This window comes from Methylomusa anaerophila, from assembly GCF_003966895.1.
In the GTDB taxonomy this organism is placed as follows: Bacteria; Bacillota; Negativicutes; order Sporomusales; family Sporomusaceae; genus Methylomusa; species Methylomusa anaerophila.
The window spans coordinates 2,786,232-2,800,829 of the sequence record NZ_AP018449.1 but is presented as its reverse complement, the minus strand read 5'-3'; the positions used below and the strand labels follow the sequence as shown (position 1 = coordinate 2,800,829).

At 50.4% G+C, this 14,598-nt stretch carries 12 protein-coding genes and 1 riboswitch; of the genes, 3 read left to right on the top strand and 9 right to left on the bottom strand.

Translation table 11 applies throughout. The annotated features are described in order from the left end of the window. Nucleotide 1: 1 nt before the first annotated feature. Genes MAMMFC1_RS12645 through MAMMFC1_RS12635 form a run of 3 tightly spaced genes read right to left on the bottom strand, consistent with a single transcriptional unit; the run spans nucleotide 2 to nucleotide 4,168 of the window. A complete protein-coding gene (locus MAMMFC1_RS12645) occupies nucleotides 2-889 on the bottom strand; it encodes an energy-coupling factor transporter transmembrane component T family protein (RefSeq protein ID WP_126308851.1) in 888 nt (295 codons plus the stop codon). Further along, nucleotides 837-2,567, bottom strand: a complete 1,731-nt coding sequence (locus MAMMFC1_RS12640) for an ABC transporter ATP-binding protein (RefSeq protein WP_126308850.1) — start codon at nucleotides 2,565-2,567, stop codon at nucleotides 837-839. Before MAMMFC1_RS12640 ends, MAMMFC1_RS12645 begins: the two co-directional genes overlap by 53 nt. A 2-nt stretch (nucleotides 2,568-2,569) precedes the next feature. Continuing rightward, nucleotides 2,570-4,168 (bottom strand): hypothetical protein, encoded by a 1,599-nt coding sequence (locus MAMMFC1_RS12635; protein ID WP_145987645.1) that lies wholly within the window; start codon nucleotides 4,166-4,168, stop codon nucleotides 2,570-2,572. A 175-nt stretch (nucleotides 4,169-4,343) separates the two neighbouring features. Continuing rightward, nucleotides 4,344-4,531: riboswitch (cobalamin riboswitch) on the bottom strand. A gap of 253 nt (nucleotides 4,532-4,784) precedes the next feature. Here MAMMFC1_RS12635 and MAMMFC1_RS12630 point away from each other — a divergent pair. Beyond that, nucleotides 4,785-6,728: a glycosyltransferase family 4 protein gene (locus MAMMFC1_RS12630; protein WP_126308848.1), complete on the top strand. Its 1,944-nt coding sequence runs from the start codon at nucleotides 4,785-4,787 to the stop codon at nucleotides 6,726-6,728. Nucleotides 6,729-6,795: 67 nt separating this feature from the next. On the opposite strand, the gene MAMMFC1_RS12625 is transcribed toward MAMMFC1_RS12630, so the two are convergent. Genes MAMMFC1_RS12625 through MAMMFC1_RS12605 form a run of 5 tightly spaced genes read right to left on the bottom strand, consistent with a single transcriptional unit; the run spans nucleotide 6,796 to nucleotide 11,301 of the window. After that, on the bottom strand, nucleotides 6,796-7,875 hold the full coding sequence (locus MAMMFC1_RS12625) for an LptF/LptG family permease (protein ID WP_126308847.1): 1,080 nt from the start codon (nucleotides 7,873-7,875) through the stop codon (nucleotides 6,796-6,798). A 34-nt stretch (nucleotides 7,876-7,909) separates the two neighbouring features. Beyond that, complete coding sequence (locus MAMMFC1_RS12620; protein ID WP_126308846.1) at nucleotides 7,910-8,542, bottom strand: phosphatase PAP2 family protein; 633 nt, start codon at nucleotides 8,540-8,542, stop codon at nucleotides 7,910-7,912. 39 nt (nucleotides 8,543-8,581) lie between these two features. After that, a complete protein-coding gene (locus MAMMFC1_RS12615; RefSeq protein ID WP_158618758.1) occupies nucleotides 8,582-10,123 on the bottom strand; it encodes a glycosyltransferase family 39 protein in 1,542 nt (513 codons plus the stop codon). Nucleotides 10,124-10,151: 28 nt separating this feature from the next. Continuing rightward, entirely contained in the window at nucleotides 10,152-10,898 is a 747-nt protein-coding gene (locus tag MAMMFC1_RS12610; protein ID WP_126308844.1) for a polyprenol monophosphomannose synthase, read from the bottom strand. Continuing rightward, the gene (locus MAMMFC1_RS12605) at nucleotides 10,870-11,301 is read right to left on the bottom strand and encodes a GtrA family protein (RefSeq protein WP_126310600.1); all 432 of its coding nucleotides are present in this window, start codon (nucleotides 11,299-11,301) and stop codon (nucleotides 10,870-10,872) included. Before MAMMFC1_RS12605 ends, MAMMFC1_RS12610 begins: the two co-directional genes overlap by 29 nt. Before the next feature lie 334 nt (nucleotides 11,302-11,635). Here MAMMFC1_RS12605 and MAMMFC1_RS12600 point away from each other — a divergent pair, with 334 nt between their 5' ends. Continuing rightward, nucleotides 11,636-12,340: a YetF domain-containing protein gene (locus MAMMFC1_RS12600; RefSeq protein ID WP_126308843.1), complete on the top strand. Its 705-nt coding sequence runs from the start codon at nucleotides 11,636-11,638 to the stop codon at nucleotides 12,338-12,340. 21 nt (nucleotides 12,341-12,361) lie between these two features. Here the strand turns inward: MAMMFC1_RS12600 and MAMMFC1_RS12595 are convergent, their stop codons facing one another. Further along, on the bottom strand, nucleotides 12,362-13,660 hold the full coding sequence (locus MAMMFC1_RS12595) for an NAD(P)/FAD-dependent oxidoreductase (protein ID WP_126308842.1): 1,299 nt from the start codon (nucleotides 13,658-13,660) through the stop codon (nucleotides 12,362-12,364). A gap of 246 nt (nucleotides 13,661-13,906) precedes the next feature. On the opposite strand from MAMMFC1_RS12595, the gene lepB reads away from it, so the two are divergent. After that, nucleotides 13,907-14,473 (top strand): signal peptidase I, encoded by a 567-nt coding sequence (gene lepB / locus MAMMFC1_RS12590; protein ID WP_126308841.1) that lies wholly within the window; start codon nucleotides 13,907-13,909, stop codon nucleotides 14,471-14,473. The last annotated feature ends 125 nt before the right edge of the window (nucleotides 14,474-14,598 follow it).

Sequence of the window (14,598 nt, the reverse complement as noted above, 5' to 3'; positions counted from 1 at the left end):
CTCACATCCACATAACGATAAAGTCATACACATTGCGCAATGCCGGAAAGTAAGCAATACCGTTGTATTGCAGCGCATACATGGTTTTTAACGCCGCCATGCAGGCTAGTCCAAGCATTGCCAACAGACACAGGGACTTTTGCAGCAACGGCCAGGGCGTCATATCTACCCGGCGCCCACCGTGGCCAAAGCTGCGGCTCTCCACGGAAAATGCCAAAGTAACCGCCCGCCTTAAAGTCCGCGCCAATATGGGAAAAAGCGTCTGGAAAGCCGTCCTGACCAATCTTTGCGGCGCCAGCGTCTTTAAAGGCTCGAACCCCCGCAGCCGCTGCGCCGTCAGCACCACCGCCATTTCATGAAACATCAACGGCAGAAAGCGCAGACCGATTGTCAGCATAAACGCAAATTCATAAGGCATCTTCCAATGCATAAAACAGCGCAGCAGTTGCCGCGGGTCGGAGTTCCAGCAAATTAAAAGTCCTGTAGCCAGCATGATACCTGACCTGAGGGCCTGCACCGCCCCGTATTCCAATCCTTCCCGGTAGAGAAATATTCCCCCGGTCCAGGCGCCCACCACCGGTGCGGCGGGAGACACCATGCAGGCTAGCACGGTGCGGGGTTCCTGATTGTAAAACAATGCCTGGCTCACCATGGAACCCCACATGCCGAACAACAGGAATATAAGCAGAATCCGCCACCGGGGCAGAGAGGATCGCGCCATTGCGTGCAGGATCAGGGTCAGGCAAAACAGCAAAAACAGGGAACGGGGACTGTCAAGGCCGATGGCGCTAAATGCGCTCACCGCCAGCAGGACTATTTTAGTCCTGGCGTCAAGTTTAAAAATAAAGGTATCCGACGGCGTTGCTTCCCAGAGCGTCCTGTCGTACATAAGAAACCACCTCTTCCACTGTCAGCGCTGTCCCGCCGTATAACTGCCGGGCAAATTCGAGAACAGCGGGCGGTTTTAAGCCGGCGGAACAGAGCAGGTCTTTCCGGGAAAAAATCTGCGCCGGCGGCGCATCAGCCACCACTCTTCCCCCGGTCATAACCACAACCCGTCCGGCGTGTCTCGCAGCCACCTCCGTATCGTGGGTACAAAAAATAACCGTCCCGCCGCCGGTCACATATTCTTTCAGCAAACCGACCACTTCCTCAATATGCCCGATATCCTGTCCGGTTGTCGGCTCATCCAGCAGCAGGACCGCCGGCTGGTAAGACAACACGGCGGCAATGGCCACCCGGAGGCGCTGACCGCGGCTTAACGCCAGCGGGAAATCGTCTTCCAGCCCGTTTAGTCCCAGCCTGGCTATCAGCCGCCGGCAATGCGCCCAACCGCCCGGTTTGTTTTGGCGGCGCAAGGCAAAAGCCACTTCCGCCGTCACGGTAGTATTAAACAGCATAAAATCCGGATTTTGCAGCACCAGCCCTACTTGGCAGCCTGCCTGCCGGGCGTCTTTCCCCATAACCCGGACCTGTCCCGCCACAGGCCTGAGCAAGCCGCCGATATGATTCAGCAATGTGGACTTGCCGGCGCCGTTATTTCCCATCAGAGCCACAAACTGTCCTTTGCCAATGGTCAGGGAAATATCGTCCAGGATTTTCGGGCCTTTTTTTTCATACTGAAATACCAGCCCGTTGATTTCGATGACCGGCTGTTCCCTGCCGCTGCCGGAACCGTCAATAGCCGGCGCCGTTGCCGCGGCAGCGCGGCAAGCCGGCACGGTGTAACTTTGCCGCACCGCCGCGACGGTTCCCGGCACCGACGCCGTCGACACATCCACCCCCAATCGCCGGCAAACATCCACAGTTTGCGGCAATCTGAGACCGCGCCGGACAAAAACTTCCGGCTGGAGAAAAGCTTGTTGCCGCGTCCCCTGCCAAACAATTTTTCCGCTGTCCATAACGGCTACATGCCGGCACAGCGGCAGTACTTCGTGCAGGCGGTGCTCCACCATAACGACGGTAATGCCCCGCGTCCGGTTCAGACGGTATACCACCCGCAGCAATTCCGCCCCGCCCTGGGGGTCAAGCTGGCTGATAGGTTCGTCAAGGGCCAGTATCCGCGGCTGGGCCACCAACACCGCCGCCAGGGCCAAACGCTGTTTCTGCCCGCCTGACAAAGCATGGACACTTGTTGTTTCCATCCCTTCCAGGCCGACCCAGGCCAGGGCCTCACTGACCCGGCCCGGTATTTCCTTAAAATCGACCCCCATATTTTCCAGAATAAAGGCCGTTTCATCCGCCGCTGTTGTGGAAAAAATCTGATCGTCAGGACTCTGGAACATCATGCCCACGGTACGGCTAAGCTCCGCTACGGACAAATCCCGGATGTTCCGGCCTTCAACCCGCACGTCGCCGGTTAAAAGGCCGCCGCTTTCATGGGGAATAAGCCCGTTGAAGGTTTTTAACAGCGTACTCTTGCCGCAGCCGGTAGCGCCGGTGATCAGCAAAAAATCGCCTGCCGGTATGTTTAAGTCCACGTTGGCTAAACTGGGCCCGCCCCGCCCCAGGTAAGTAAAAGACACATTATTAACTTCAACAGCCGCAGCCGCAATCTCATTCCCCAAACTCAATCGCCCCCCACTTTGGCCAGTTGTTTTCCCAAAAATACGCCGCACGCCGCGCCAACCGCCGTATACAAAAAACCGTTTACCAGTGTAACCATATAAATATACCAGTCGGCAAAATACAGCCGGTACAGAAAAGCCATCGCCTGCATATTAGCGTAAGTGGCTATTGAGTCGGCCAGTCCGCAGGCAATAGCCGTCGGCAATACCTGCCCGGCGGTTGCGGCGGCGGAAACCGGCGTCCCGGAAGACCTGGCATAAACATTGGCGTAGTACAAGGCCAATTCCAGCAATAATGCCTGCAAACCATAAGTGAGGATACTCACCGGCGAAATATTGCCGAAGGCCAGCATACCCAGCAGCATGCGCACTGCCATCATCAGGGCGACAACCCCCGGCCGGGGAATCAAAATGACTAAAGCAATCACCAGCATATATAAGAAAACGCCATTAAATATGCCGGTCACCAAAAAGCCGAAGGGTCCCAGTAAAATATGAAAGAAATCATTGAGCAGCGTGGTGGGAACATTCACTATCGTGAACGCTGCCGCGCCAAACAACGCTATGGTAACCAGCCAGCGAGTCTTCATAGTTGCCAAAGTGGCGCGCAACTGCTTTAGTCCCAGCGCCAAAGCAAGCAAAAATACCAGTGCCGCCGCGCCTGTGACCAGCATGGCCCCCATGTTTTTCCTCACCACGGTAAGCGGACTTTTCACCGTAACCGGCTGGATAAAACCATCATCAACAACCACCTGCAGCCAGTATCGCCCGCCTGCAATCAGCCTTTCGTCCGCATAAACCGGGAGCAGCAGGCGCTGCCGCTCTTCCCCGGTTATGGCGGCGAAAGCCGTGAGGCAGTCGGCATTCCCGGCAAGGGAGCCGGCATCTTTATCCTCGCCGGTAGTTCCCGGAGTCAGCAGTCCGGCTACAGGCTGGTGAGTATTGTAGTCCAGCAGCCGTACAGTAATGTTAACCAGCTTTTGCTGCCCCCCGGGATTTAAAAATTCAATCCCCATATGGACAACCGGATGGATGGCCTCCACTTCCTGATTGGAAGCGCCTTTGCCGCGCAGTATATTTTTGTAGTAATCCAGTGTCCGGTCCCGGAGCACCAAAGTATTGTCATGCAAGCGCTCATCTTTTTTGCCGTCTTTATCTAACGGAATCAGGATTCTATTCACTGTGAGCCCGCCGTCGGCTTCCGCCGGCTTCTTAGCCGCCACCGTTACCCCATAGTTGTGTATAAGGCCGCCGGCGACAATACTTACCGTATAGGCCCCCGGCGCTGCGTCCGGTCCAACCCGGATGGGCACTAAGTCAAACCACTGCCCATAACCGCCGCCCAGGTCGGCCTCCGTCTTCAGCACCGCGTTGTTTTCCAGGCCGGCAACCTGCCAATACTCATAGCGCCCTGCCGGTAAAAAACCCGGCGGTAAAACAATATCCACCGGCACATTCTTGGCTGCCGGCCCGAAATTTTCCACTATAATCCTGGCTTGCAGCAGTTCGCCCGGCAGCATATAGCCGCGTTTCTGCCCCAGAAAGTAAGGTATGTCGCAGGATACGGAAATATCGCCGCCGGCCGTGCCTGTCCCCGTCATACAACTTAACAATATCATTACAGCCAAAATTGTCCTCAACTAAGAGAAACCCCCCTTGCATGCTGAAGGGGGGTTTCATTATTTCAGTACTCTTTCCCAACAAAAATCCCGGCATAATAAATAGCCGGGAAGGATAGATTACTCCATAATCCCCTCCCCATCGCTCGTAGGTAAAACGGTGATTGTCAAACAGGCAGTTCTCCTGGCTCTGGCTCATCGCTCGTCCAAACCTTCCCGAGACTTTCACGTCTCAGTGGCATACATACCTTGGATTTGCTCCCCATTACAGTGGCGGGACCGCGCCGGTATCACACCGGTCTTCCCTATTAAGCCCCTTAGGGCACCTGTCTCAAAAAATATTAAATTGTCGTGATATGGCATGATATGGATATAATTTAATTTAAATGTTAGCACGTTACAAAAAATATGTCAATCCATATCTTTTCACAGTCTGTATCTTTCACAGTCGCAGCGTAGCACTTCTCCCTGTTGCCCATATCATATAGCAGACGGCTGAGAATATGGTGTTAGCTTCCGCTAACCGTTTTTTTACGGCGGACCAATTATCAGGGATGTAAGCACCCTGCAACTCAGGCGATATGTGAGGTGTTAACGGATGACTTCGGTTCACAGCCTGCGGGTGGGTATTCCGGTAATAGGCGGCAAAGGCTGGATTGGCGGCGTGTCTCATCTGGAACATCACGTCAAAGCAGTAGCCTCTTTACCGGCACAGGAACGCCCGCAGTTATTCCTTATCGTATCCGGCGAAACCCGGGAAGGCTTCCGGCTGTATCTTCCTTTTGCCGAAAAATTTGACGGCATCATTTGTTTTGGAACCGGTTTCTCAGGCCTTGCGGACCAAACCGGCCTGCCGGTCATTGACGTCCATACCTGGGATGATCTCTTCTGTAAAATCGACTTTTATTTTCCAGTTAATTTTAACGTCATTCCGGACCGGCCGGCTGCTTCCTGGGTCCATGACTTTCAGCACAAATACCGGCCTGACTTTTTTTCTCCCCAGGACTTGGCAATACGGGATGAGCTTTGCTCCCGGGTAGCGGCCCAATCCCGGCTGGTTTATTGCAGCAGCCGGGCAGTCGAGCAGGATTTCCGGAAGTTTTACCCGGAATCACAGGCTGTCACCCGAGTTCTTCCTTTCCACATCCTGCCGGAAGACGACTGGTATCGGGGAGACCCTGCCGCCATCCAGGAAAAATATGGCCTGCCAGACAGGTTTATTCTGTGTTCCAACCAATTTTGGCTGCATAAAAATCATCGCCGCCTGTTTGACGCAATCGCCGCGCTCAGACAAACAGGCCTGGATGTACATCTGGCGTGCACAGGAATGACTGACGACTTCCGCCGGCCGCAATATATGGAAGAACTGCAAAAACATATATCCGAAAGCGGCGTTTCAGATTTGATACATATTTTGGGCTTGGTGCCCAGACAGGACCAAATTCAGCTCGTCCGCCGCAGCTTGTTTGTCGTGCAGCCCTCACTTTTTGAAGGCTTGAGCTTAATCGTTCAGGAGTGCCGGTCCTTAGGCAAAACCATTCTCTTATCCGACCTTCCCGTTCACTTGGAACATGAATACGGCGTGTACTTCCAACGGGAAAATACAGCCGATCTGGCCAGCAAAATATCGGCGCTCCTGCCTGTTTGCCTGCCGGGTCCTGACTTCAAACGGGAGACAGAGGCCCGAATGCAAGCCGATTGCCTGGCGAAAATATTCGCCAGATCTTTCTCCGACCTGGTAGTAGAATCGCAGGCAATCTTCAGCAAAAAGCAAACAGCCGCTGCACCAGCTAATTCAGGGAACGGGCAAGAGGCGGCCATCATTGTAGCCACTTCCCTAGTCCCCGGGGGGGAATTTTGCAACCAGTACCGGGCAGTGGCCAGTTGGCTTAAACTGGGCTGTAAAATTATTTCGGTCAACGCGCAGGAAGATATCCCGCTTCTCAAAAACAAATTTCCCGATATAATATTCATCGAGGCCAAAGACAACGTAAGCAAATATGGACGCCCCTATGTTTTTATCCATGAAGTTCTGGCAGCATTACGCCGGCAACCGGCCGGAATATGTGGAATCATACCGCCGGATGTTTGCCTGTTCGACGAACACCTGCCAGGCGTCATAGCGAGAGAGGCGGCTAATTCCCTGGTTTATATCGGCAGGACCGATATTGAACCGGTGGAAGCCCAGCCTGCCTGGAATATTCCCGGAGCAGGCTGCCTATTTTTCCCGCAAGAAATAATTGACAAATATCCGCATCCGCAGGAAGATTTCTGCCTAAACCTGCCCTGGTACGACTACTGGCTGCTGCTGGCTGCCCGGGAGAATCATATCACAATAAAAAGATTCCCCATACCTTTGGCCTACCATATTCTCCACCAACCCCGCTATCCGCAAGAACTTGATGTAATTCTTGCTCATAGCCTGGAGAAATATGCCCCCGCCCCTTTAGAGCTGACAGATGATACGGTCGGCAAATACCACCAAACCCTATCGCACCTCCTTGCCAAGCATTTTGGCGTAATACCGTATACCGTAGGATGACAAAGAGGAGTAAAGTCAACACCCGGCAACAGTTTTTTCTGCTGCCGGGTGTTAATAATGCATTCCATTATGCCGCCGCCTTTAGTATCAGGCGCAAGCCAATGGCTCCACCGGCAATATTGGGCAGCCAGGCTGCCAATACCGGCGATATGGCGCCGTTCTGAGCTGCGACTGTGCTGCCGGTCATGATAATATAGTAAAGAAATATTACCAGGACACTGATTCCAAGGCCGTTAGATGAGCTTACCCGCTGGGAAGTAACGCCAAGAGGCGACCCAATCAGGGCAAATACCAGACATGCCGCCGGAATAGATAAGCGCTGGTGCAATTCCACTTCATACCGGCGCTTTTCTTGCGAGTTGCCAGGCAAGACTTGGATTGTCTGCTTCAATTGCTTAATTGTCATTTCTTCCGGCTCACTGGCATTATTGGCAAACTCGTTCTTCTCTACCGGTACTTCCTGTTGATCAAAGTGCAGGGCGTGAATGCTGCCGTCACCGGACAAATCCTGCATGATTCCGGAATAAAAAACCCATCTCCCGTCTTCCCATACCGCTCGCTGCGCCGTTTGCACCCTTACGGGTATATTGTTTTCAAACTCCTGCACAGTAACATCCAGCATGGATCTGGTGTTTTCGTCATACTTGGTGGCATAGGTTAACCGGTTGACAGCTCCCTGATTCTTATTAAGCAGGACGAGATGTTCCTGGCTTTTTAGCTTCGTATTGTGCTCAATCTCGTAAAACACCAAACGGTTATAGGCGGCGGTGGCGGACGGTACAACCGTTTCATTAAATACAACCGAGAAAACGAATATTGAAAAAGCCGTAATAAACACCGGCAGCGCCAGCCTGTAAAAGCTTTGTCCCGCCGCGCGCATGGCGGTTAGTTCCCCGCAGCCGGAAAGCCGGCCAAAACACATTAGTGTGGCCAGCAGAACCGACATGGGAAAGGTCCACATGATAACACTGGGGATGTTGTAAAGAAAAAGTTGAATGACAACCTTTATCGATGCTCCATACTTACTAATATACTGAGCAATGCGAAACAACGTCCCGCCGCCAATAAAAACACTGGAAAAAGCACATACCCCAAAAATAAAAGGACCCAGCATTTCCCGGATTATGCACTTATCAATTATACGCATACCGTAACATCTCTTTTCGCAGTATCAGCAAGAATTACTCGATGACATATTTTTGATCCGTTTGAACTGCCGGCTTTCCCTGCTGGAACCGCCCAATCGCCTGCGCGGCATCAGGATGTTTTAACCATCTGCCGACTAACAGCAACACCGTTCCGATCCCTAATACAACCCCTACCGTTACTTGAAAACCGGTGTGCCAGTCCGATTCCACCCGGGACCAGGAAATAACGGCGGCACATCCGTACCATAACCAAGCCAGCCGGGGAAAAAAAAGAGTCAATAGGAAAGCCATGGCAAACGCATGGGTAGCGTGCCCGCTGGGAAATCCTCCCGCCCCGCCATTAGGTCTATAGGCCCATTCTGTTGTTAAGTGGAGGGCCTTGACTCCCTGAACGACAGCCCACACGGCAGCATCAAGCGTTAAAGTGAGATAAATAATACTGCGCCATCTCTTGTTCAAAGCCCAACCGATAATGAGGAGATTGGTCAGTATGAGAAACAGATCATTTCCCTGGTTGCCAATATTATATGCCAAGGCCCATATATCGATATTGCCGCTCTTTTTCATTGTCAGTACCAGCAGAATAGTTGCCAACCCTACTCCGACCGCCCATATCAATGCCTTGGAAAAACTATCCCGCTGCCGAAGCAGCTTAAGCATGTTCATATCATTTTTCCCTTTCTATGTCTATGCAAATTGGTCATGTCACTGCCTACCGTATGGTAACGGATAATCACCGTGGAAATTACGGCCCAGAAACAGGACAAGGTCCACTTCCGGCCGGCCGTAGCGGTGAATTTGGGCTTCTCCCAGGGGAATAACAGCATCAAAATACGGTCCGTATTCCTTGACCGCTTCCCCCATAGTACTTTTGCGTCCAATTAGTAAAGCATTTTTCCCTTTGAATTCCGACTGCCCGTGCATGAAGGCGAAATGGTGCGGTTCTTTGCTCAGGCATAACACGGGATATTTTCCCGCCAGGGCATAAGCCAGTTTTCCCGTATCAATCCAGTGCCCGGAGGCAATGAACGACACTTCTGTGCCCGTCATCTGCCCGGCTTTGGTCACGATATCAGGTACTTCACGCCAGTCAAGGGCTTCCACGGTAGGGTCGCCGCCGGCGAACCACGCCGGTGCGACCGTGCGCAACCACCCGGTAGCGGTATGACTGGCAACAATCAGCACAATTACTATAAAGGCAGCAACCGACCCTTTCAGCCACCAGCGTACCAGCCGGGCCCCGCTTTCCACCCTTACGGCCGCTTCCCGTCCCAATAAAGGAAACAATAGCAAATATCCCGGCGCCTGCCAATGGAACAACCCCTGCGATCCCCATAACGTCGCCAGCGTAAACAGGACGATCGGACCAAAGGCCATACAACATAAGAACCAGGTCCGGTCCTGGATGATATTGTCCCGCTTACGCACCGGACCGCGAGCTAACCCGGCAATGAAAATCCCGGCCAGCGGCAGCCAGATCCACGGTAACAGCCAGATCGCCTGCCCGGCGATATTGCCAAGCATTTTGGCCGGATAAAAACCGCTGGCGGCCCCTCTGCCGGTTTGGAATACAAAAGATACCCAGCCGTTGTCGTGATTCCATACCAGTACCGGCAGAAAAACGAGAAACGAAATTCCGGCGGCAAGATAGGGTCCGGGTGTCAATAATAACCCTCGCCGTTCCCGGCTTGTTAACAAAAACGCCAACGTGCCTAGCGCAATAAAGACGGCATGGTACTTGCTCAGCATACCCAGCCCGGTAAAAATTCCAGCCAGCAGCCAGCCAGGAAGCGACGGTATGTTCCCCGGAACGAACAACATATTGGTTAAAACCCCAACCGCGGCCAGCATGAAAAACATCAAAGGCCCGTCCGGCAACAGCCAGCTGCCGGTACTCAGGCTAAATACCGCCGACACATTCAAAAGGAGCGTGGCGTATACCCCTGCCCACTTTCCGAATAGCCGGGAAGTGATTTTATACATGAGCCAGCTGGTACCTGCGAATAACAAAATAAACGGCAGCCGCAATATTACGGGATGTTCGCTGCCCGTTATAAACGCGGTCAACCAAATAATCCAAAAATGAAGGGGCGGATGGTCAAAATAGCTCAAGCTAAACTGGTGTGCTACCGCGGCTACATAGGATTCATCCACACCTAATCCTACAGATGCAGCCAGGATCAGCCTGGCAATCAACCCCGCTGCAATAATACCAGCGGCAGCTAGCGATGGTGACAGGTAAAACAAATGATAAACTCCTTCCTGTCCAATGACTCTAAGCTAATTTCTCCACTTCACTGCGCCGTGAGATTTTCATCTGACTTCTGGCGGCTCTCAGCTTCCAAATCATTAATATCGCTTCCATAAATATAGCCGAGGACATTTTGGATTTACCTTCGGCCCGTTCCTCAAAAACAATGGGAACTTCTTTGACCCGATAGCCTTGAAGAAAAGCGCGGTAAGTCATTTCAATCTGAAAAGAATAGCCGTTGGATTTAACTCTGTCAAGATCAATGGCCTCCAATACTTCCCGCCGGAAGCACTTAAAGCCGCCTGTCAAATCTTTAAACGGCATTTGCAATATGGTTCGCGAATACAAACTGCCCCCCAGGCTGATCAACCGCCGGAAAAAACTCCAGTTTTTAACGCCGCCGCCGGTAATATACCGGCTGCCCAGGACTAAATCCGTTTCCTGAATTGCGGCGAGGAAAACAGGTAAATATTGCGGATTATGCGAAAAGTCTGCATCCATTTCAAAGATATATTGATAGTCCCGTTTTAATGCCCACTTGAACCCGGCAATGTAGGCCGTTCCCAATCCCAGCTTGCCGGCACGCTTTATTAAAAAAAGATTGTCGGGGTAACGGCGTTGAATGAGATCTTCAACCAACTCCCCTGTTCCATCCGGTGACCCGTCATCAACAACCAGCACATGAATGCCAGGCACAATTTTATATATTGCCGCCAATAGTTCTTCCATATTATCCCGTTCATTATAGGTTGGGATGATAACTAGTTTCATAAGGCGCCTGATTCTCCTTCCGTTTAGTCTTGCGCGATTCCCGGAAAGTAACTGCATAATTCATGGAAAAATTGAGAATGCCGGTACAGCCGACAGCCAGAAGCTGAGCCCAGGAGTCCTTCATGCCTAAAGTCTCTACCAGCAAGCGCAGTATAAGCAAATTAACCCCTAAGTTCAGGCCGCTGATAATAACAAAAATAATGTATTTCTGCCGCGTAGTCTTATCCGCGGCCCGCCCTCTAAAAGTCCAAACCAAATTCCAAAAAAAATTACTGGTAACGGCAACGGCAAAAGAAATGACTGCCGCTAAAAGATAGTGAACTCCGGCATAAGTAAGGGGCAGGTAAACCGCCAGGTTAACCCCCACACCGGATACACCAACAAGCAAAAACTTAGCCAGCATAATAAGCAATGTTGATTTCTCCCTTTAGTTTCCTTTAATTTTTGTTACGTTAAGTTTAACACAGGTGGAATGTAAAAATGTAAATGTTAGATGAAGAATTTTATTATTTTATTCACCTTTATTATATAGTATATTTTTTTTACCGCAACAAGAAGTTTTATACTGTAACTCATAATAAAAGTTTCAGCAACAGCTTATCCTAATACCCGGATGTCAATTTTTAATGGACATAGATAGAGAAAAAGAAGTTGCCTGGTGTAATATCTTAACTGCTAATTGTCCAACCTATAAGCACAATCAAATTTAGATTTAGATTTAAAGGAGATGTTTAAATATGGATTGGCAGGAAATCATGCGTGATACCTGGCAGACTTCCCTGGTCTTTTTAAGTTTGCTGGTCTTTACCCGCGTTATGGGTAAGACTCAGATTGGACAATTAACCCTCTATGAGTATATCAGCGGTATTACCATCGGTTCTATCGCCGGTACCGTCGTTTCATCCGAGCCGGGTAAAGTCTGGAGCCACTATTACGATCTCATTCTATTTGTGGCGCTTGCATACTTTACATCCTTTCTTACGATAAAGAGCCGGCCGTTAAGAAAGATCATTGAGGGCTCACCAACTATCGTGATTAAAAACGGCAACGTTTTAATAGATAATATGCGGGGCATGCGTTTCGATTTGGACGAATTGAACAGCAAGTTGCGTGAAAAAGGTATTCTCGACCATGCCGAAGTACAGTATGCCATCGTCGAACCAACAGGCGACCTAAACATCATAAAAAAATCCGATTACCAGCCTTTAACCAAAACCGATGTTAACATTCATTTGCCTGATCCAGCTTATCCCGTGGAGTTAATCATGGACGGCCAAGTCATTGAAGAAAACTTGCGTAAGCACAATCTTTCCCGGGATTGGCTGGAAAAACAACTTACCGCCCAGGGCATCTTTGACATTGCGCAAGTTTCGTATGCGGGAATGGATTCAAAGGGTCAGTTTACTGTCAGTAAAGACACCGCCAAAACTCAGGACAATTAGATGATTATCTCCGAATAATTTTCACTTCGTATCATCCGGAAGGGAACAAATGAGCAATTTGTCGCTTTCATCACATGGCCCGTGCAAAATAAACCTCACGGCCCGTTCATAGAAAAAGTAGTCCCAGGCCCAGTTGCTCAATACCGTAAGACGGTTGCGGAAACCAATAAGCCTTAGTATGTGAATTACAAGCCACATCACCCAGGCAATAAAACCATGGAACTGCCAACGGCCAAAATAAGCTACGGCAGAATTCCGCCCGATTGTAGCCAGCACACCCGGATTGCGATAGGTAAAATTTTCCGGGGGCTTCCCGGCAAGCAGACGGCGGATGTTGGCAACAGCAGTCTTAGCCTGTTGCGTGGCGACCGGGGCTATCATGGGCAACGGTTGGCCATTGTCCTCAAGGTAGGCAACGTCACCAACTACGAACACCTCCGGGTGATCGGGGACCTGCAGCGTTGGGTCCACAACAATTCGGCCCAAGCGGGCCTGTCTTACCCCCAGCTTGCCGGCCAAGCTTGCCGCCTGTATCCCGGCAGCCCAGATTAAGGTATGGGCAGATATGGTTTGACCGTCTTTCAATGTAACGGTAGTACCGTCAAAATCGATCACCGGATTACCAAGCCGAACTTCAATCTTTTTCCTGGTCAGCACAGCTACCGTCTCTTTGCTGAGCGGTTCCGGCATTTCTGCCAGCAGCCGGTTGGAAGACTGCAGTAATATAATCCTTGTCTGGCTGAAATCAAATCCCAGGTAATCTTTGGGCAGTACCAAGTGCAGAAGTTCCGACAGCGCGCCGGCGCTTTCCACCCCCGTCGGTCCGCCGCCTACCACTACAAAGGTCATGAGAGCCTGTCGGACCTTAGCGTCCGTTTCCTGCATAGCCATTTCCACAGACTTAAGGATTTGGTTACGGATAGCCATGGCATCATTGACATTTTTTAAACCAAGGCCGTTTTCAGCGACGGATCGGATTCCAAAATAGTTATTGATGCCGCCAACCGCCAGAATTAAGTAGTCATACCCTATATTGCCGATGGAAGTATGCAGTAATTTTGCGTTAAAGTCGGCGCCTTCCACTTCCGCCATGCGAAATTGTAAGTTCTTTTGATGGCGAAAGATGGATCGCACAGGGTAAACAATGTCTTCCGGCGCCAGTTCAGCAGTAGCTACTTGATATAACAGCGGCTGAAACAGATGATAGTTATTCCTGTCAATAAGCGTTACGCTTACGGGTGCCCCGGCAAGTTCCCGCGCTGCCCACAAGCCGCCGAATCCGGCTCCGACAATCACAACATGGGGCAATGTCTGCATCATGAGTCACCTCTTGTTTAATTATTATCTCTTAAAAATAAATGATTAGTAATAATATCTACATACTCTATATCCATATTTTAACTGAAATATTTTTTCCTGTCACCCTGTTATATCTATAAAAAATAGACCGCACCCGTTTATTAGCACATTTTTACCTTGCCTTGGTGTTAAGAATTTGATACAATTTTAATGCCTATTAAGTTCTTTTACTTAAGGGCCAGGAGGACAGGAGGACAAGAGAATAAGATGAAACTATTGAGAGAATTATTGGACTGGGTATACAGCATTACAATCGCTTTTGCGCTGGCGCTTGTTATAAACGCCTTCCTTTTTCAACCCACACGGGTTCAAGGCAGTTCGATGGAACCGACGCTGGAAAACAATAACTATCTGTTTGTATCCAAAATATCCCATACTCTGGGTCAATTACCGGACTATAGCGATATTGTCATTATTGACAGCCGGGTCTTGCGCGAACGCTCTTGGAAAGACGATATATCCGACCCCCTGAACACCTATTTAGCGGTAACCAAAGTTATCAATGATTCCGATCATCATATCTGGGTCAAGAGAGTTATCGGCAAACCCGGCGATACCCTTGAGTTTAAGGATGGCAAGGTCTACCGGAACGGAACGGCTTTGGATGAACCTTATGTAAAAGAAGCGATGCAATATGCATCTGCCCAAAAAATTGTTGTTCCGGAAAACAAAGTATTTGTCATGGGTGATAATCGCAATAACAGCAAGGACAGCCGGTATATCGGCCCGGTCCCGGCAAATCATGTCTTAGGCCGGGTAGTATTGAAAATTTAAATACCGGAAAAAGTTCAAAAACTGTGCTCAGAAATGAACTGGGTTAAAAGACCGGGTCAGGCTTGCATTATTGCAATAATGTAGCCTGACCCGGTCTTTGCTCGCGACAAATCCCAGGCTGTTCA